A 19,508-nucleotide genomic window follows, 5' to 3' on the forward strand; every position below is an offset into this window, starting at 1 on the left:
AGTCGTAGTAATACATTAAAGAATTACTTAGTACCGAAGATCTTATCACCTGCATCACCTAGACCCGGTACGATGTAGCCTTTGTCATTTAGCTTCTCATCGATGGCCGCAGTGTATAGCTCCACATCTGGGTGTGCTTTTTCTAGCGCTTCAATACCTTCTGGTGCAGCAACAAGTACCAACACTTTGATTTGGTTACAACCTTTCTCTTTTAGAAGATCAATCGTAGCAATCATAGAACCACCCGTTGCAAGCATTGGGTCAACAACAAGCGCAATACGCTCATCGATGTTAGAAGCAAGCTTGTTGAAGTAAGGAACTGGCTCAAGTGTTTCTTCATCACGGTAAATACCAACAACACTGATACGTGCGCTTGGCATGTGCTCAAGAACACCGTCCATCATACCTAGACCTGCACGTAGGATTGGTACTACGGTTACTTTTTTACCTTTAATTTGGTCTACTTCTACCGGACCGTTCCAACCATCAATGGTCACTTTTTCTGTTTCAAAGTCTGACGTTGCTTCGTAAGTAAGTAGGCTACCGACCTCAGTCGCTAACTCACGAAAACGTTTTGTGCTGATGTCACCTTCTCTCATTAGACCAATTTTATGTTTTACTAGAGGGTGCTTTACTTCAACAACTTTCATGTCCATCTCCGGCTATAGTTGGCAATATTTAAACAAACCTTCAGATTATACATGATTTTTACAGGGATATCAGGATAAATCACTAAAGAAAAAAACAGACGCAAACGTTTGCTATCTATGTTTAAGCACTGTTAGAATAGCGCCGTTTTCATATCCAACTTAATACCGAGGACTTCCCTGTGAGTGGTAACAACTCTTCTCTTAGCTATAAAGACGCTGGTGTAGATATTGATGCAGGCAACGCGCTTGTGGATCGTATTAAGGGTGCGGTAAAACGTACTCGTCGCCCTGAAGTTATGGGTGGTATCGGTGGTTTTGGCGCGCTATGCGAATTGCCAACCAAATACAAACAACCTGTACTGGTTTCTGGTACTGATGGCGTAGGTACTAAGCTTCGCCTAGCACTGGATATGAACAAGCACGACACTATCGGCATCGACCTTGTTGCGATGTGTGTAAATGATCTTATCGTGCAAGGCGCAGAGCCACTGTTCTTCCTAGATTATTACGCAACAGGCAAACTAGACGTTGATACCGCAGCGGATGTTGTTTCAGGTATCGCGGAAGGCTGTGTTCAAGCAGGTTGTGCCCTAATTGGTGGCGAAACTGCGGAGATGCCTGGCATGTATGAAGGCGAAGACTACGACGTAGCTGGTTTCTGTGTTGGCGTCGTCGAAAAAGAAGACGTGATCGACGGCACGAAAGTCGCTGCTGGTGATGCACTTATCGCTGTTGGCTCAAGCGGCCCACACTCAAACGGTTACTCCCTTATCCGTAAAATCCTAGAAGTATCTGGCGCAGATAAGAACGAAGAACTAGCAGGTCGCACTATCGGTGAGCACCTACTAGAACCAACTAAGATTTACATCAAATCAGCACTTAAGATGATTGAGAAACACGACATCCATGCGATTTCTCATATCACTGGTGGTGGTTTCTGGGAAAACATCCCACGTGTTCTGCCTGAAGGCACAAAAGCAGTTATCGATGGTAACAGCTGGGAGTGGCCAGTGATCTTCAAGTGGCTACAAGAGAAAGGCAACGTCGACACACACGAAATGTACCGTACATTCAACTGTGGTGTGGGTCTAATCGTTGCACTACCTAAAGACCAAGCGGAAGCCGCGGTTGCTCTTCTTCAAGAAGAAGGTGAAAGCGCATGGGTGATTGGTCAAATCGCACAAGCTGAAGCGAACGAAGAGCAAGTTGAAATCCAATAATTTGCAAATCGAGCTCAAAAGATAAGAAGAATGAGGACACTAGGTGACTAGGTCCTCATTTTGCTATCTAGAACACTAAAAACCATTCTATTAATAGGTAGTTTAGAAGCTACATAACTCCAACCTACCATACCAAGGCGCTCTCGACATCATGAAAAACCATACCCTAAAAAACATTGTGGTCCTCATCTCGGGTAACGGAAGTAACCTGCAAGCTATCTTGGAAGCTTGCGAAGACAGCATGCCAAACGCACGAGTGGCAGCCGTGTTCTCTAACAAAGCAGATGCTTTTGGTTTAGAACGTGCAAAAAAGTTTGATGTAGACGGTCACTTTGTCGACCCTAAAGCATTCGACTCGCGTGAAAGCTTTGATGCAGAGCTAATGAGTCAAATCGATGAATACCAACCAGACGTGATTATTCTGGCGGGCTACATGCGTATTCTGAGCAGCGAGTTTGTTTCTCATTACATGGGTAAGATGATCAATATCCACCCTTCTCTTCTACCAAAATATCCTGGGCTACACACACACCAGAGAGCAATTGATGCTGGCGACAAAGAACATGGTACGAGTGTGCACTTTGTAACGGAAGAGCTTGATGGTGGCCCTGTCATACTGCAAGCAAAAGTTCCGGTGTTCGAAGACGATGATGCTAGTGTACTTGCAGCACGTGTTCAGGCTCAGGAGCACCGAATCTACCCTATGGTGGCCAAGTGGCTGGTAGACGAGCGGTTGCTCATGAAGGATGGTAAAGCCTATTTAGATGGCGCAAAACTTGGCGCACACGGCTACGCCTCCGATGAGTAGTCCTGAATACCAAATTCCAAACACAAAAGAGCAGCCTGAAAGCTGCCTTTTGTTGTTTTGAAACTTATAAACTTGATTCAAGAAAGCCGCAGTGCGACTAGAAACCCAACATTCTAAAAAATCCCATAACCACTTGAGTAACACAACGCTCGGAAAGTAGATTCTGAATCTGGTTCGTTCCTCACCGTTCAGAATAACGTGGTGTTTCATGAGAAATTTCTATCAGTTACGTCTTTCCAGCAAGCCTCAGCGAGACTTGGAGGCTAGAAAGTATGAGAGTTCACCAGTATCTGCCCTCGGTTTAAACGCATAAAAATAAAGCTCGCGATTAAGCGAGCTTTACGAGTTGTTCCGAATTAACCGCTATTCTAACGGCTCAGTTGGCGCCTGATTGCCCGGTTTCGCCGCTGCAAACGGCACATTCACCAGTTCAGAGGCATTGTTTTTCACAAGTTCACCTAGGTGAAACAAGCCGTATTCGCCAGGCTTCATCCGCTGCCAAGCTTCGTTGCCCGTTAAAGGTTGAGTCGCGATCACAGACACAATGTCGTGTGGCGTTGTTTCTTCTTGGAAGTTAATTTCCACATCTTCATCAAGCAAAGCGGCTTTACCAAACGGTGCGCGTCTCGTGATCCAATACAAGTGATTGGTGCAATACGTCATTACATACTCACCATCACTCAGAAGCATGTTAAATACACCCTTCTCTCTTAGCTCATCACAACATTTAGCAACATATAAGAATACCGATTCCATGTCCTTTGGCGGCTCAGGATATCGATCTTCCATTTGCTTCAGTAACCAACAAAAGGCCAGTTCGCTATCTGTCTCGCCGACAGGTCGGTGTCGACCCGTATGTAAGTCTTGATAGCCTGAGAGCTGACCGTTGTGCGCAAACGTCCAATACCTACCCCATAACTCACGTGTAAAGGGATGAGTATTTTCTAAATTAACACCACCACGATTCGCCTGTCGGATATGACTAACGACAGCACGACTCTTGATAGGATAATTTTGCACTAACTCTGCAATTTGCGACTCACAACTTGGCTTGGGATCTTTGAAAGTTCGAAAACCTTTCCCTTCGTAGAAGGTAATTCCCCATCCGTCACGGTGTGGGCCAGTTCGACCTCCACGCTGCATGAGCCCGGTAAAACTGAAACAAATATCCGTCGGAACATTAGCGCTCATACCGAGCAATTCACACATGATTTAAAAAACTCCCTAACAACACAGCTCGAAAAGGTGGCTGTGAAACGACTATTCCATCTCTTTTTCAATCAACTGAATGATGATATGAATAATCTTAATATGAATTTCCTGAATACGGTCCGCATAACCAAAGTGTGGCACGCGGATTTCAATATCGGCAAGCCCTGCCATTTTGCCGCCATCTTTGCCTGTTAGCGCAATCGTCTTCATGCCTTTCGCTTGCGCCGCTTCAATCGCTTTCAGGATGTTACCTGAGTTACCTGAAGTCGACAGACCAAACAGTACGTCACCTTTTCGACCAACGGCTTCTACATAACGGGAAAACACGAAGTCATAACCAAAGTCATTACTCACGCAAGAAAGGTGGCTTGGATCTGAAATAGCAATACCAGCATAGCCAGGACGGTTTTCTCGGTAACGGCCTGTTAACTCTTCGGCAAAGTGCATCGAATCACAGTGAGAACCACCGTTACCACATGACAGTACTTTACCATCTTGCTTGAATGAGTCAGCAATCATTTTCGCCGCTGCTTCGATTTGCGCAATGTTATGGTCATCGCTTAAAAATTTGTTGAGCACTTCAGCAGCTTCGTTTAATTCACTTCTAATCAGATCATGGTACATAAGACGTTCTCTTTATTATTTCGGCTTCAGTCAGTCCTAGATTCACTGAGCAAATTGTTCTGATACCAATTTGGTATCGGACATTTCATAAACCTGAACTCGGGTTTGATTACTCTGAGTTTACCCACAAACGAGAATTAGTGTCGATAGTGAACCAACAGATTTAGATTGGTGATGGTAATAAACTTGTCAACTTGCTCATGAAACCATCACTCAAATCGCAACTTTAGAACTTTAACTCTACTTAGATCACTTTTTATCCAATCTTATGTTTTACATTTCCTTAATATTTTGATTACACTTAAACCAACTGGTTAGACCTCTTACCTAACATACAGACGTACAACACTTATAAAGTCTGAAAAGGAAAATACATATGGACATCTTGCTCTCAATCATCACGATGACGGTCGTGCTAGGCATTACGCTCTACCACCGCATGTCTCTCGTGAAATCTATTAGTTTACTCACAGCAGCTATGTTAGCTCTCACAGTAATAGGCGCGGTTGACGTTACTGGTTGGGCTATTTACGTTCTTGCTGCCGCTGTATTCGCGGTTCCTGGCGTACGTCAGTCTTTGATAAGCCGCAAAGCATTAGCGCTTTTCAAGAAAGTGCTGCCAGCTATGTCTCAAACCGAAAAAGAAGCGTTAGACGCAGGTACCGTCTGGTGGGAAGCCGAGCTATTTAAAGGCAAACCAGAGTGGCAAAAGCTTCACGCAATTCAAGCACCTAAATTAAGTGCAGAAGAACAAGCCTTTTTAGACGGTCCAGTGAATGAAGTGTGTGCCATGGTGAGCGATTTCCAAGTGACTCACGAACTCGCAGACTTACCGCCAGAAGTATGGCAATACCTGAAAGATCACAAATTCTTCGCCATGATCATTAAGAAAAAGTACGGTGGTCTTGAGTTCTCAGCATACGCTCAATCACTAGTACTACAAAAACTAACGGGTGTTTCTGGCGTTCTATCGTCTACCGTTGGTGTTCCTAACTCTTTGGGCCCTGGTGAGCTACTGCAACACTACGGTACTGAAGATCAGAAAAATCATTACTTACCGCGCCTAGCTGAAGGTAAGGAAATCCCTTGTTTCGCCTTAACGAGTCCAGAAGCAGGCTCTGACGCTGGCTCTATTCCAGATTACGGTGTGGTTTGTAAAGGCGAATGGGAAGGAAAAGAAGTACTGGGTATGCGCCTGACTTGGAACAAGCGCTACATCACTCTAGCGCCAGTCGCAACGGTACTAGGCTTAGCATTTAAACTTCGCGATCCTGAAGGTTTGCTAGGCGACAAAGAAGATCTTGGCATCACTTGTGCGCTTATCCCAACTGATGTCAAAGGTGTTGAGATTGGTAACCGACACTTCCCGCTCAATGTGCCATTCCAAAATGGTCCAACGCGCGGTAAAGACATCTTTGTTCCTATCGATTTCATTATCGGTGGTGAAAAAATGGCGGGCCAAGGTTGGCGTATGCTGGTTGAGTGTCTATCGGTTGGTCGTGGTATCACGCTACCTTCAAACTCAACAGGTGGCATCAAAACTGCGGCAATGGCAACGGGCGCTTACTCACGCATTCGTCGCCAGTTCAAACAACCTATCGGTCACATGGAAGGCGTAGAAGAGCCATTGGCACGTCTTGGTGGTAATGCTTACGTGATGGATGCAGCAAGCAACTTAACCGTGGCAGGTATCGACTTAGGTGAAAAGCCATCAGTAATCTCAGCTATCGTGAAGTACCACTGTACTCATCGCGGTCAGCAAAGCATCATCGACGCAATGGACATCGTAGGCGGTAAAGGTATCTGTATGGGACCTTCTAACTTCCTAGCGCGTGGTTACCAAGGTGCGCCAATCGCGGTAACGGTTGAGGGTGCAAACATTTTAACACGCTCAATGATCATCTTTGGTCAAGGTGCGATTCGTTGTCACCCTTACGTTCTTGAAGAAATGAACGCAGCATATTCTGACGCTGGCGATGCAGTTGAGAAGTTCGATAAAGCGCTTGCGGGTCACGTGAGCTTTACCATGAGTAACCTCGTACGCAGTATCTGGTTTGGTTTGAGCGACGGTTTAGGTTCTTCATCACCAACCAAAGATGCAACCAAGCGTTACTACCAACAATTGAACCGTTACAGTGCAAACCTTGCTCTGCTATCGGATATCTCAATGGCAGTGCTAGGTGGCTCTTTGAAGCGTAAAGAGCGTCTATCAGCGCGTCTTGGTGACATTCTAAGCCAGCTATATTTAAGCTCTGCGGCGTTGAAACGTTTTGAGCAAGATGGCCGCCCAGTCGAAGATTTACCATTAGTACACTGGGGTCTACAAGACAGTTTGAAACAAGCGGAAGTGGCGGTAGACGAATTCTTAGCAAACTTCCCGAACAAAGTGATTGGTCGTGCACTGCGCGTGTTAATCATGCCATTCGGTCGTGTACGCAAAGCGCCAAGCGATAAACTAGACAGCAAAGTGGCGCGCATTCTACAAACGCCTAGTGCAACGCGCTCACGCATTGGTCGCGGTCAGTACCTTGAACCAACCGAGCACAACGCAGCAGGTAAGATTGAGCTTGCCCTGTCAGTCATTCTTCAAGCTGAGCCAGTGTTCGACAAAGTATGTAAAGCGCAAGGCAAACGTCGTCCATTCCTACGTTTGGATGTGATTGCTCAGGAAGGGCTAGAGCAAGGCTTGATCACGCAAGAAGAAGCCGACCTACTAAGAGAAGCTGAACAGCATCGTCTGGATACAATCAACGTTGACGACTTTGAGCCGGAATTGCTCGCAGCAAAGCCGCTATACCCTCAGATGGATAGCGTTGCCTAACTCTCTAATCTGAAACCATAAAACGGGAGTGACAACTCCCGTTTTTTATTGCTACCAGAATAGCCTTCATAACACCTCACACCACGAAGAACCTCTGCGCAAGCGCAATAAAATCCACGCACTCCGACCCTTCCCCCCGATTTCCAGTGATAACTAACTCACAGACGTTCCAAGCAAGCGGTGTATACTTTTAAGTAACTCACTCACATATATGGTAAATCCGTTGGCTAAAATATTATTCGCACAGTGGTTCCCTGGGCTTGTTCAGCTTAAGCATTATCAAAAAGAATGGTTTGTTAACGACTTTAGAGCCGCCTTTTCTGTTGTCGCGGTTGCCCTGCCAGTTGCCATAGCTTATGCACAGCTAACCGGTGTATCTGCAATTGTCGGTCTGTACTCGTGTGTACTGCCAATGTTGGTATACGCCATGATGGGCACATCTCGACAACTCATTGTCGGACCTGATGCAGCAACCTGTGCAGTGATTGCCGCCGTTGTTACGCCGCTTGCCGCGGGTGATCCTACAAAACATTGGCAGTTAGTCATGACCATGACAGCGATGACTGGTATTTGGTGTGTACTGGCCAGTCGTTTCAAGTTAGGGGTGTTTGCAGACTTCCTTTCTCGCCCGATTCTTTTGGGTCTACTCAACGGTGTCGCTCTCACAATTATCGTTGGTCAGTTTGCCAAAGTGGTCGGTTTGAAATACGAACAACGTTATTTGCTGGAACGCTTATGGGAGGCTCCACAACGATTAACCGAGCTTCATTGGCCTACCGTAACTCTGAGTATCGTGACGGTTGTTGTTTATTTACTCACCAAACGCTACCGACCAACTTGGCCTGCTGCCATGCTGGCGATACTCGTGACTACCGCGTCAGTTTGGTTTTTCCATTTACAAGAGATGGGCGTATCCGTAGTTGGGCTCACTCAAGGTGGTTTCCCTCAGTTTCAAACGCCGGAGTTTGAGCTAGGTGAAGTTCGTGAGCTAGTGGTCCCGGCGCTCAACCTTGCGATTGTCAGCTTTGTTAGCATGATGCTCACCGCGCGCAGTTTCGCCGCTAAAAACGGTTATGATATTGATGCAAATAAAGAGTTTCAGGCGTTGGGCTTTGCCAACATTGCCTCAGCGTTTTCGCAAGGTTTCGCGATAAGCGGAGCTGACTCACGCACAGCGGTAAATGATGCAAATGGCGGTAAATCTCAATTAGTTTCGATTGTTGCCGCAATCACCATTGCCATTATTGCGGTATTTATTTATGAGCCTTTACAGTTTATTCCCATCGCATCACTTGGTGTCGTGTTGATCATCGCATCCTTGTCTCTGCTCGATCTCAAAGCCATTTGGAAATTAAAATCTCGTGACAAAGATGCGTTCTATCTAGCAATCATCACTTTTATTTCTGTTTTGATCGTAGGCGTAATACCGGGGATCACTTTAGCGGTACTGCTAGGGCTATTTCAATTTTTACGTATTGTCATGCGACCGAGTGATCAGCTACTTGGCTTGGATGAAAAAGGCACCATTCGAACCATCGACGACTCAGGAAAAGCTTCGCCTATTCCTGGAATGGTGATTTACCGCTTTAACTCGCCGCTGACTTACTTCAACGCACCTTACTTTAAACGCCGAGTGTTAGAGCAAGTAGAACATCACAAAGACGCAAGTTGCGTTGTCATCGACGCCGTATCGAGCTTTACTCACTTAGATCTCAGTGTGATGGCAACACTGGCAGATATTCACAATACTTTAAAAAAGAGAGGCGTACGCTTAATCCTCGCAGGAAGGAAACGACGCTTACGTCAATGGTGTGAGCTTACTGGTATCAGCACCAGTGAAGGAGGCATCTTACTGCGAGCCGATATGTACCTTGCCATTAAACTTAGTGGCTGTTACATCAGTGCTGTGGGTGAGGGACAAATTCCTACTGTTCAAAAAGAGCCTGATTTAGAGCAGCCACCCAAACCAATTCCAGAAGTGGCTTAAATGGAAATTTAATATAGAAAAAAGGAGATTAAACTCCTGTTTTCAAGTACTTATCTTCACAGCTGAATACGTATTACGCCTTCGGCTTAAACTTTTTTGTCATCCCTTGGCTTTTAGGAGCCACCAGCCTATAACCAAGCTTTTCGTAAAAGACCGGTTCATCAGCAATCATAGAAACGTAAGAGCCTTCAAGTGCAACAGAAGAAAGATAACCGTCGATGTATTCCATGACTTTTCTACCTAAACCGTTACCTTGATAATCAGAATCAACGGCAACGTCGACAATTTCGAAGTTACACGCCCCGTCACCAACAATCCGGCCCATTGCAATGAGCTTTCCTTCATCCCGGACAGATACGCCATACAACGAATTGGGTAGACCAATTTCAGCAGCTTTCAACGATTTGGGTGATAGCCCGGCTTTGACGCGCATATCACAGTATTCTTTCGGGCTTGGCACGTGCTCTTCATATCTTATTGTCATTATGTACGACTCCTTTGTATCACCTTGGAGCTTACATAACCAAACTGTATAAATAAACAGTTAAAATTGGAAAGATGTTCCCATTAAGCACACAAAGTGTCGGGTCTGGAAAAGAAGCCACCGACAACTCTGACGCCATAGTAGATATAAGTCGCTCTGAAGCTAGACATTCCTTTTTCTAAACATATTTCTCTCAGCAACATATCCGCATGCTTTCGAGCACTTTGTGGCAACACCTCTTCCCTCATGAGTTGGTAAACAGCATCATGAACTAAAGAAGCTTTCATAATGTTTTTTGTGTCTAACGCCGGCCCACTCGCTCCATCCCATGCGTAGCCCTTTTTAATCGTTAACACGCCTTGTTTGGACAAACTAAGAAAAGGGCTGTCATACGCGTTACTCACTGAAATGTGAGTCTCAATCTTTTCTTCAGAATGGAGAGTGTATTTATACTTCTGACGCTTTTTGTATTTCATAACCTAACCGCCTAACTAACTTGAGTGGGAGGAACGGGGATAACTCTCAAATTAGAGTTTCTCAGAGAGTTTTTTCAAGTAGGACTTTGCAAGATCATGGTTATCTCTGCTCAACCACTTAATACAATCAAAGAGTTCCCAAATCAGGCCTTGATCACCACTGGTATAAACTGGGAAATCTTCATGTTTTGGCGCAGGTTCATCAGTAACCATGCCAGCAGTCACATCAGCTTTATCAAATAAAACCTTAAATGGCTTAGAAAGTTTGAAAGGCTCACAGATATCTAAACAATGAATCTCCGCACTGGTTAGGTCATTAAAAATATATTTTTTGAAGCACGCATTTTCGCTGTGCTCTCCCTCAAGACGATAAAAAATGTCTTTATTTGCTTCAAAGTGGGTAAAGCAAGGCTCTGAGGCTTTATGGAAGTTGTTTTGAGTAAAGACAACAACATCAGCGTCCGAAATACGGTCACCTTTTCCTGATGACAATGAACCAAGCAATACCGCAGCAACAACGTCTTTTTCAGAATAAAAGGCATCATAAGCAGACTCAACCAAGGCCTTTTGTCGTGGTAGATGTTCTAGTTCTAACGCTCCAATTGTCATAACTCACTCCGTCGATACGCACTAAAATCAAGTCGAAACGTAAAGAGTATCATGCGAGCTTTATTATGATTAATCAACGTTAAATCATGGTGTTACTTTAAAATAAAATGATTAATGACCATGAGAAACATCAAATTCTGTCTCAAACTTAAACTGAAAAAAAAACGGAGCCGATTGGCTCCGTTTCTCGCTTTATGTGTTACTACTATTTCTTTGGCACCTCTAACTGCATCTCTGGCATGGCATCGCGTTTCGCTTTAATTTTGCGCCAGACTATCCATGCAAGGATCACAATCAGCAGCATTATCACATTACCCACCGCGATAATAATCATGCTGCGCTTACGCTCAGCCTCCCGCTCAGCGATAATTTGCTTTTCCATTTCAATACGGCGCTGCTCGGCTAATTCAGCTTCTTTTGCAATTCGAGCGGCTTCTAGATCAACGTCATCAACAACACTGAAAGTTTGCTCTGGAATAGGAAACACCAGTGGACGTTGCGTCGCAAAATCAGTGGCAAAGATCTCGCCGCGCCATGCGTATTTACCAAGCTCAGCGTCGTTATTGAGGTTCAGCGTGGTTCTCATTCCATCTTTAGAAACCTGGCCTTGGCTGTAGCTAACAAAGCCATCGGGTGCATCTTGTTCCACCGTGACTGCGATTGAGCCTGGCGCGATCATACCTTGCTCACCACTCACCACCAATTGGTGTGGTTTGTCAGGATTGCGCGCCTGAATAAAAGTACGAGAAATTGGGTTCGGATAAACCAAGATGACTTGCTCTTGCGCTCGTAAGAATACGCCATTACCAGAGGTGATTCGCGCACGGTACTTACCGGGCTCAACGTCTATTGGTAGTTGGACAGTGAACACACCATCCCCTGCTTTTTCATCCAAGCCGCGGCCATCATCAGCAAACTCACCCACAACCATCGGCACTGGACGTGCTTCTTTGATCAACTCATCTTCATTTTCGACAAACTTGGTAAATGTCACGCGCAAATTCACGCGGTCAAGGAAGTCGCGCAGAACAAGAGGTTTGTCGTCGGAGGTTAGGAGAGCTGTAAACTTAAGCGCTTCCCCATTATATAATCGGTTTGGGAACACATCCGTGCTGAGCTTTAAGTGAGAAATTAAGCGGATGTTATTTTTAGGAGTGACTTTCCCCACAGCCTGCCATGGGCCTGGCATAGGGTTGTCAACGGAGATAATATCGAGTGAGGCTTCTTGGTACCAACGTACATTGTCGTAGGCGTCCCAAGCATAGTACTTTTTACCGTCAGGGCGGACTAAAACAACTGGCTGAGAACTTTGCTCACGATAAACTAAAAAAGTGATCTGCTCGATGGTTGGATCCACTCGAAAGCGATTGTCTAACAAAGACATAGCAGATTCACTCGATGCACTCGAGAGACTACTCCATATCGCTAAAAACGCGACCAACAAAGCCCTCAGCATAGCTTCTCCTATTGATGCCAAATACAGTCGTTCACCAACTCTAATCTTTTTTGGTGAGCTTCTAGTTCATCGGCACTTGCGCGCAAAACCTTTAGCGCTTTTCTTCCTTCAATACGGCGAATGGTTTCTACCCCACCCTCTTGTTTATTCGCGTTAAATTCTAGACTCGTTTGACCACCCGTCATAAAGAGGTAAACGTCGGCTAGAATCTCCGCATCGAGCAAAGCTCCGTGGAGTGTACGGTGCGAGTTATCAATACCGTAACGTTCACATAAGATATCAAGGTTGTTTCGCTTACCTGGGAAGATTTTCTTCGCCATAGCAAGGGTGTCGGTCACCTTGCAGTAGTCGTCCGTTTTGCCGATGTTGGGATCGAGCATGCCAAACTCGTAATCCATAAAGCCGGTATCGAAGGGCGCGTTATGGGCAACAAGTTCTGCACCTTTAATAAACTCAAGAAACTCTTGGTGCACGCTCGCGTATTCCGGTTTATCAACCAAGAATTCATCCGTAATACCGTGAACTTCAACCGCTTCTGGTTGGATTTCACGATCGGGTTTTAAATAGACGTGGAAGTGACGACCAGTCAGCTTACGGTTGATGATCTCCACGGCACCGATTTCAATAATGCGGTGTCCCATGTAGTGAGGACCACCCTCGCGGTTCATACCTGTGGTTTCGGTATCGAGAACGACAATGCGGTTATATTCAGAATTGCTGCTGGTATTCATAAGGTTATGTATGTCAGACTATGCTTTATTAAATGTTTCGGCTAATAGTACCAAAAAATATGACCAAACACGTTGAGATTTTCACTGACGGTTCTTGTTTAGGTAACCCAGGACCAGGTGGTTACGGCATTGTATTGCGTTACAAAGACGTAGAAAAGACGCTTTCCAAAGGCTACACGTTAACCACCAACAACCGCATGGAAATGTTGGCGGCTGTCGTCGCGCTGCAGACGTTAAAACAACCTTGCAAAGTCACTTTAACGACTGACAGTCAATATGTGCGCCAAGGTATTACTCAGTGGATCCATAACTGGAAGAAGCGTGGTTGGAAAACAGCGGATAAAAAACCCGTTAAGAATGCCGATTTATGGCAAGCTCTAGACAAAGAAACCGCACGCCATCAAGTTGAATGGCATTGGGTAAAAGGCCACGCGGGCCATCGTGAGAACGAAATTTGTGATGAGCTAGCCCGTACCGCCGCAGAAAACCCAACCGAGGAAGATACTGGTTACCAACCCTCTTAACGAGATTCTTTCCTCATAGTATTGCCCTCTCGATTCATCACCCCTAGTGGTGTGAGCTTTTTCTTCAAACGCCAATGCGGTTTGATAGGCTTGAGAGGGTATGTTCGTTTCCGTGCCACAATGTAATACAAACTCCCTGCAGGTGACGCCCAATCACCGAGACTGTTTTCCAACCATGTCCACATCGTGCGGTAGCGCTTCATCGGAAACAGCGCGTAACGATCGCAATGAATCACTTGATAATTAAGTAACCCTAACCAGTCGTTGATGCGGTTCGACGTAAACATTCGTCCACTCCAAGGCAAATTATGTTTACGCCATGGAAGCAAACTCGCTAATCCAGTCAAACTTAGTGGGTTAAATCCAGTGATTATCAAATAACCATCATCCATCATCACTCTATCGACTTCCCGTAGCAAACGGTGTGGATCGCTTGCATAGTCGAGCTGATGAGCGAGTATCACAACATCAAAGCTTTTTTCCAAAAAGGGCAATTCGTAACCATCTGCAATCACATTATGCAACGGGTTCTGGATATCTACGTTGACTTGGTGTTGAATGTTACAATTACAGCTGGTTAGCTCACAGCTCAACCCGCCCAGTTTGAGCATATGGTAACCGAAGAGTTTCGGACACCATTCATCAAGTCGGGTCTGGATTGACTCAAGCACCCACGGACCGTTGTTCATTGCTGACCAAGTCGACGGGTGTGGTATAGTTTTGTTGCTGAGTGCTGGTTTCATTAACCACCTGACTAAAATGGGTGACGGAGAACGAATCGTGTTAGAGATCAAAAGCATACCCGCATTTAATGATAATTACATCTGGCTGATACAAAATAGCGATAAACGTTGCGCAGTCGTTGATCCGGGCGATGCGAAGCCAGTGTTAGAATACTTGCAGGCTAACGAATTAACTTTAGAAGCGATTTTAATTACGCACCACCACAACGATCACATTGGTGGCGTTCCAGACTTAGTGCGTACCTTTCCTGAAGTCGCCGTTGTAGGCCCGAAATCTGAGCCAATTCCAACCCTAACCACCCCCATGGAAGAAGGCGACAAACTGGAGTTATTTGGCGAAATCTTTTTGGTGCTGGGTTTACCAGGCCATACCTTAGGTCATATCGGTTACGTTGGAGACGGAAAACTGTTTTGCGGTGACGTGTTGTTTTCCGCAGGCTGCGGTCGTATTTTTGAGGGTACGCCAGAGCAAATGTTTGAGTCACTAAACAAGCTAACGTCTCTACCAGAAGAAACTCAAGTCTTCTGCGCGCATGAATACACCGCGAGTAACGTGGCGTTTGCTTTAGCGGTTGAGCCTGATAATGAGCAGCTCCGTCAATATCGCGATGATGTAAACCGACTGCGAGCCCTAAACATTCCGACACTTCCAACAACAATACGCAAAGAAAAGTGGATTAATCCGTTCTTGCGAACCACCAATCCTGACGTGGTTCAATCTGTTGCTAGTCGTATTAAAAATAGCGATCCATGCTCGGTTTTTACTGCTTTGCGTGAGTGGAAGAACGAATTTTAACCATTTTCTGCTTGTAAGTTTGCAAGACCCCAGTATTATCAGGGGCTGATTTTTCGAGAAGCGCCACTGGCGCTTCTCTTACGTTTGGGGTTGATATAAATCTATTTGAATTTCTCCCCATTGCATAATTTAGAAGCTCTTTGCCTCTATTAATTAGTTAGTGTTTAAAAGATGTCTATTATCTTGCGACTGCCACGCACATTGTGTTGCGCGACAGGCAGGTGAAGATAAAAAGGCCCTAAATAGGCTGAATCCATGCGTTTGAAGTATACCTGGGCGTTGGCGTTGTTATTATCTGGCTGTCAATTGACTCAGTCAGACTCAACGTCTTCTACACCAGAAACCAATAAATCTGAGCAGACTGCAAAACAAAATGCAGCGAAGGCTCAACCGGGCAACACATCGTCTTTAGCAAAAAAATCCGCTAACGACGCGCCTAAAGTTCTTTCCCCTCAGGAACAAGAAGATGTATGGCAACGTATCGCCATGCAACTTGAAATGGATATTCCAAACCATAAGAAAGTGGACTACTACCGTACGTGGTATCTAAAGCACCCGAATCACCTTTACACGGTGTCTAAGCGTGCGACTCCTTTTCTATACATGATCACAAAACGTATCGAAGAGCGTGGACTTCCAATGGAGCTTGCTTTGCTTCCGGTGGTGGAAAGCTCATTCGATGCCTTTGCCTACTCACATGGTAGTGCAGCTGGATTGTGGCAATTTGTCCCTGGCACCGGAAAGATGATGGGACTAGAGCAAAACTACTGGTATGACGGTCGCCGAGATGTGGCAGCAGCAACGGATGCCGCACTGGACTACCTTGTACAACTAAACGAGCGTTTTGATGGTAGCTGGGAGCATGCAATTGCTGCTTACAACAGTGGTGGTGGCCGTGTTTCTAGCGCAATTCGTAAGAATAAAAAGCTCGGTAAACCTACCGATTTCTTCTCATTGGACTTACCAAAAGAGACCAGCAGTTACGTACCTAAGCTGCTAGCTTTGGCTGATGTCATCGCAAACCAAGACAAGTACGGACTTAATATTCCTGCGATTCCAAACAAGCCTGTTCTAACGCTTGTCGATCCGAAAGAACAGCTTGACCTGGCCATTGCAGCAGATTATGCCGGCATTGGTGTGAAAGAGTTACAAAGTTACAACCCTGCATACAACCAATGGTCGACTGCGCCTGAAGGTCCGCACCAACTTTTGATTCCGGTAGAGAAAAAAGAGACTTTTCTCACTAAGGTGGAGAAAAACCGTGGTAAAGGGATGAAGGTCGCTCGCTACAAGGTGAAGTCTGGTGACTCTTTAAGTGTGCTAGCTAATAAATACGGCACAACCACAAAAGTGATTCGACGTGCAAACGGCCTGTCGAATAACAATATTCGTATTGGCCAATACCTACTGATTCCGACGTCAACAAAAGACGATGCGAAATACGCACTAACGGCACAAAATCGATTAAGCAAGACTCAATCACGTGTTCGTGGACAACTCAAGCTCACTCATGTCGTTCAGTCTGGAGAAAGTTTGTGGTCAATCGCACGTGAAAATAAAGTGTCGTATAAATCGTTAGCAAAATGGAATGGCATGGGCCCTAAAGATCCATTGCGCGTTGGTCAAAAGCTCGTGATTTGGAAGGACTCAGACAAAGGTGCTGTGATTCGTACCGTTTTCTACAACGTTCGCTCTGGTGACACCATTAGCGGCATTGCAAGCAAGTTCAAAGTAAAAACGAACGACATCGTGAAATGGAACTCGCTACACAAGAAAAAATACTTACAACCAGGTCAAAAACTTAAGTTGTACGTTGACGTAACGAAGGTAAGTGTATGAACCCATCAAGCAACCCACTTGTGATGCTGTTGGACATTTTTCGTTCTCCAACATCTTGCTTTCTAGCGCTTTACCAACGCGGCGGATGGGGATGGCAACCGTTCATCTTCTTGATGCTTAGTCCGTTTTTATTCTGGGGCGCTTACTTTTCGAATGTCGATTTCACGTGGCTCAGTGACCAACTTGCCGAGCAGTTTCAGCAAATCGACCCAAAGCAGATTGAGCTATTAGAGCCAAACACGCTAATGGCCAGTGCGATCATCAATGATGTATTCAACCGCTTTGCCACCTTACTGTTGCTTGCGTTTTGGTTCTTTCTTGCAACGAAGGCAAGCAAGCAACAATATGGTTACTGGAAGTGGTTTGCCGCGTCGTGTGCAATCTTATTCCCAGCAGTACTAGGCGATATCGCAAGCTACGCGAGCCTGTTACTCAAGCATGGCCAGGTGATGACTTACGCAGCAGATTTAAACAGCCTCAATGGTCTATTAAAACTGCCGCTTACCAGCGAGTGGTCTCAGTTCGCTAGCTCATTGCCTTTGCTTCTACCTTGGTACATTGTACTCGGCTACGGTGTTGTGCTTACTTGGACTGAGTTTGAACGTGGGCAAGCCTTGGTGATTGCAAGCCTGCCATGGGTATTCTTCTACGTTATTTGGGCGCTTTATATTGTAGTGACCTAAGCTAGTCATCTAACGTAAATGACAGTAACAATGGGTTATGATCGGAAGCGTCGCTCTGCGGCGCTTTCGCGTATTTGAGGGTCAATCCTCGGTAAAATACGTGATCCAACGGTAATCCCGTTATAAATTGGACTCGATGATCAGGCGAGAACGTCACTTCTTGCAAGTCCGCGGCTTTTAAGGCCTGTCGCATCGCATTAACGCGAGATTCACTCCAACTATTGAAGTCTCCAGCGAATAGGAGCGGCCCTGTATGATGCTTTAAAAGCATTTCAAGAGCCGTTAACTGAGAGACATACTCTTGCGTGCCAACCGTGAAGTTAATCGCATGTACATTCACCACAGCGAGTCTCTCGCCATTGCTTAAGTGATACTGACTGTATAGTGCAGACTTGGGTAAACGCAGCCAAGGCTCTTTAGACGTATAAGCACAGGCTTTTTCTGGTTGCCCTTGAGCGATACTAATCACACCGGCACCGCTGCCCAATGCCTTAAAGGCACTCACTTGATTGCTGACCCAGTTGCCATCCACCAACCATTGCTTAAAAGATGGTGTCATGCTGGCCTCTTGCAATAACAGCAGTTGTTTCTCAGCAGAGAATTCATTGAGTGCGCTTTGCCAATTAGTTCGGTTCTGTTTGTAGATATTCCAGACAAGTACATTGATTTCACCGCCCTGATCCAGAGCTTTTGAGCCGCTAAATTCGATGCACCTAATATCCTGCGTCAGCTCTGAACCTGTTTGAGTAATGATTTGCGGCTGATCTGGTACGGTGAAAATAACCTGGAAGCCGACCAATACCGCCATAATAAGAAAAGCTAACGCCAGAAAAAAACGCTTAAACATACGACAAACCTGAATATACGCACCCTAAAACTGGAACAACCAACCTCGGGTTATTTGATTTCACTGAAAGTAAAAAACAAAAAAGGAGCCACTTGGCTCCCTTTTAGCATAATAAATACGAGACAGGTAACAAGAAACCTTAGATCGCGTCTTCGTCTTCTTCACCAGTACGGATACGAACCACACGCTCAACATCAGTAACAAAGATTTTACCATCACCAATTTTGCCGGTTTGCGCGGTTTCAATGATCGTCTCTACGCATTTATCAGCCACATCTTCCGTCACAACGATTTCGAGCTTCACTTTAGGCAGAAAGTCCACCATGTACTCTGCACCACGGTAAAGCTCGGTGTGACCTTTTTGGCGACCAAAGCCTTTCACTTCAGAGACGGTCATCCCTGTAATGCCAACTTCAGCTAGCGCTTCTCGAACATCATCCAATTTAAATGGCTTGATAATCGCTTCAATTTTTTTCATGTTCATCCCTTAAGCTTCAATCGATTGCGCTTATTATCGTTTAGCGTTTCGCAACATTCAATGTTTGTCTCTGATCCACCAGCGAAAATCCAGATTGAGCAAATTAACATGGCGAATATCGTGAGTTGATAAAACCCCAATGAGGACAGCTCAATGCCCAATCGTCCAAGCTTTTTCAGACTCGCGTTTACTTCAAACTTGCGTAGTAAGCCGCTAGATTTGCGATATCTTCATCAGACAACAGTGAAGCTTGAGCTTGCATAACAGCAGCAAGACCACCTGTTCGCTCTTTGTTTTTATAGGCTTTAATTGAGCTGATAATGTATTGCTCGTTTTGCCCTTTCAGGTTTGGGTAACCCGGAATGACAGCAATGCCGTCGGCGCCATGACACGCAGCGCATACTCCTGCCTTTGCTTGACCTGCTGTGGCATCTCCCGCTGCTAGAGCCTGCCCACTGAACATGGTTAGCGCCACCATTGCGCCCATGATTGTTTTCTTCATTGCTTCACCTAATCAATT

At 45.5% G+C, this 19,508-nt stretch carries 20 protein-coding genes; 8 read left to right on the forward strand and 12 right to left on the reverse strand.

What is annotated here, in order from left to right; translation table 11 throughout:
* Positions 1-23 precede the first annotated feature (23 nt).
* A complete protein-coding gene (gene upp, locus ACHFJ9_RS18805) occupies positions 24-650 on the reverse strand; it encodes a uracil phosphoribosyltransferase (RefSeq protein ID WP_041852906.1) in 627 nt (208 codons plus the stop codon).
* Positions 651-829: 179 nt separating this feature from the next.
* On the opposite strand from upp, the gene purM reads away from it, so the two are divergent.
* Positions 830-1,870: a phosphoribosylformylglycinamidine cyclo-ligase gene (gene purM, locus ACHFJ9_RS18810; RefSeq protein ID WP_395201117.1), complete on the forward strand. Its 1,041-nt coding sequence runs from the start codon at positions 830-832 to the stop codon at positions 1,868-1,870.
* Positions 1,871-2,021: 151 nt separating this feature from the next.
* Entirely contained in the window at positions 2,022-2,678 is a 657-nt protein-coding gene (gene purN, locus ACHFJ9_RS18815) for a phosphoribosylglycinamide formyltransferase (RefSeq protein ID WP_395355899.1), read from the forward strand.
* A 363-nt stretch (positions 2,679-3,041) separates the two neighbouring features.
* Here purN and ACHFJ9_RS18820 read toward each other — a convergent pair whose 3' ends face one another.
* Together ACHFJ9_RS18820 and lpcA are read right to left on the reverse strand one after the other, a co-directional pair.
* The gene (locus ACHFJ9_RS18820) at positions 3,042-3,887 is read right to left on the reverse strand and encodes a class II glutamine amidotransferase (RefSeq protein ID WP_006741678.1); all 846 of its coding nucleotides are present in this window, start codon (positions 3,885-3,887) and stop codon (positions 3,042-3,044) included.
* A 51-nt stretch (positions 3,888-3,938) separates the two neighbouring features.
* The gene (lpcA, locus tag ACHFJ9_RS18825) at positions 3,939-4,514 is read right to left on the reverse strand and encodes a D-sedoheptulose 7-phosphate isomerase (protein WP_005380392.1); all 576 of its coding nucleotides are present in this window, start codon (positions 4,512-4,514) and stop codon (positions 3,939-3,941) included.
* A gap of 376 nt (positions 4,515-4,890) precedes the next feature.
* Here lpcA and fadE point away from each other — a divergent pair, with 376 nt between their 5' ends.
* Complete coding sequence (gene fadE / locus ACHFJ9_RS18830) at positions 4,891-7,335, forward strand: acyl-CoA dehydrogenase FadE (protein WP_395355902.1); 2,445 nt, start codon at positions 4,891-4,893, stop codon at positions 7,333-7,335.
* 211 nt (positions 7,336-7,546) lie between these two features.
* On the forward strand, positions 7,547-9,322 hold the full coding sequence (locus tag ACHFJ9_RS18835; RefSeq protein WP_046875514.1) for a SulP family inorganic anion transporter: 1,776 nt from the start codon (positions 7,547-7,549) through the stop codon (positions 9,320-9,322).
* A 73-nt stretch (positions 9,323-9,395) separates the two neighbouring features.
* Here the strand turns inward: ACHFJ9_RS18835 and ACHFJ9_RS18840 are convergent, their stop codons facing one another.
* From ACHFJ9_RS18840 to dnaQ, 5 genes are all read right to left on the reverse strand, one after another.
* The gene (locus ACHFJ9_RS18840; RefSeq protein WP_085342912.1) at positions 9,396-9,806 is read right to left on the reverse strand and encodes a GNAT family N-acetyltransferase; all 411 of its coding nucleotides are present in this window, start codon (positions 9,804-9,806) and stop codon (positions 9,396-9,398) included.
* Positions 9,807-9,889: 83 nt separating this feature from the next.
* Entirely contained in the window at positions 9,890-10,282 is a 393-nt protein-coding gene (locus ACHFJ9_RS18845; RefSeq protein WP_046875512.1) for a DUF1353 domain-containing protein, read from the reverse strand.
* A gap of 51 nt (positions 10,283-10,333) precedes the next feature.
* Positions 10,334-10,891, reverse strand: a complete 558-nt coding sequence (locus ACHFJ9_RS18850; protein WP_395355905.1) for a hypothetical protein — start codon at positions 10,889-10,891, stop codon at positions 10,334-10,336.
* A gap of 205 nt (positions 10,892-11,096) precedes the next feature.
* A complete protein-coding gene (locus tag ACHFJ9_RS18855; protein ID WP_395355907.1) occupies positions 11,097-12,347 on the reverse strand; it encodes a TIGR03503 family protein in 1,251 nt (416 codons plus the stop codon).
* A gap of 8 nt (positions 12,348-12,355) precedes the next feature.
* A complete protein-coding gene (dnaQ, locus tag ACHFJ9_RS18860; RefSeq protein WP_005380385.1) occupies positions 12,356-13,078 on the reverse strand; it encodes a DNA polymerase III subunit epsilon in 723 nt (240 codons plus the stop codon).
* A gap of 59 nt (positions 13,079-13,137) precedes the next feature.
* Between dnaQ and rnhA the strand changes: the two genes are divergently transcribed.
* Positions 13,138-13,602, forward strand: a complete 465-nt coding sequence (rnhA, locus tag ACHFJ9_RS18865) for a ribonuclease HI (protein WP_012841509.1) — start codon at positions 13,138-13,140, stop codon at positions 13,600-13,602.
* On the opposite strand, the gene ACHFJ9_RS18870 is transcribed toward rnhA, so the two are convergent.
* A complete protein-coding gene (locus tag ACHFJ9_RS18870; protein WP_012841508.1) occupies positions 13,599-14,345 on the reverse strand; it encodes a class I SAM-dependent methyltransferase in 747 nt (248 codons plus the stop codon). The genes rnhA and ACHFJ9_RS18870 overlap by 4 nt on opposite strands.
* Before the next feature lie 37 nt (positions 14,346-14,382).
* Here ACHFJ9_RS18870 and gloB point away from each other — a divergent pair, with 37 nt between their 5' ends.
* From gloB to ACHFJ9_RS18885, 3 genes are all read left to right on the forward strand, one after another.
* A complete protein-coding gene (gloB, locus tag ACHFJ9_RS18875; RefSeq protein ID WP_256935672.1) occupies positions 14,383-15,141 on the forward strand; it encodes a hydroxyacylglutathione hydrolase in 759 nt (252 codons plus the stop codon).
* A gap of 255 nt (positions 15,142-15,396) precedes the next feature.
* Positions 15,397-16,980: a LysM peptidoglycan-binding domain-containing protein gene (locus ACHFJ9_RS18880; protein ID WP_395355910.1), complete on the forward strand. Its 1,584-nt coding sequence runs from the start codon at positions 15,397-15,399 to the stop codon at positions 16,978-16,980.
* Entirely contained in the window at positions 16,977-17,663 is a 687-nt protein-coding gene (locus ACHFJ9_RS18885; RefSeq protein WP_395355912.1) for a YIP1 family protein, read from the forward strand. Before ACHFJ9_RS18880 ends, ACHFJ9_RS18885 begins: the two co-directional genes overlap by 4 nt.
* Position 17,664: 1 nt before the next feature.
* On the opposite strand, the gene ACHFJ9_RS18890 is transcribed toward ACHFJ9_RS18885, so the two are convergent.
* From ACHFJ9_RS18890 to ACHFJ9_RS18900, 3 genes are all read right to left on the reverse strand, one after another.
* Positions 17,665-18,510 (reverse strand): endonuclease/exonuclease/phosphatase family protein, encoded by an 846-nt coding sequence (locus ACHFJ9_RS18890; RefSeq protein ID WP_395355914.1) that lies wholly within the window; start codon positions 18,508-18,510, stop codon positions 17,665-17,667.
* Positions 18,511-18,649: 139 nt separating this feature from the next.
* The gene (gene glnB, locus ACHFJ9_RS18895; RefSeq protein WP_005436810.1) at positions 18,650-18,988 is read right to left on the reverse strand and encodes a nitrogen regulatory protein P-II; all 339 of its coding nucleotides are present in this window, start codon (positions 18,986-18,988) and stop codon (positions 18,650-18,652) included.
* A gap of 187 nt (positions 18,989-19,175) precedes the next feature.
* Positions 19,176-19,490: a cytochrome c gene (locus ACHFJ9_RS18900; protein ID WP_074191692.1), complete on the reverse strand. Its 315-nt coding sequence runs from the start codon at positions 19,488-19,490 to the stop codon at positions 19,176-19,178.
* Positions 19,491-19,508 lie beyond the last annotated feature (18 nt).

The organism is Vibrio sp. D3 (assembly GCF_043995865.1).
In the GTDB taxonomy this organism is placed as follows: domain Bacteria; phylum Pseudomonadota; class Gammaproteobacteria; order Enterobacterales; family Vibrionaceae; genus Vibrio; species Vibrio diabolicus.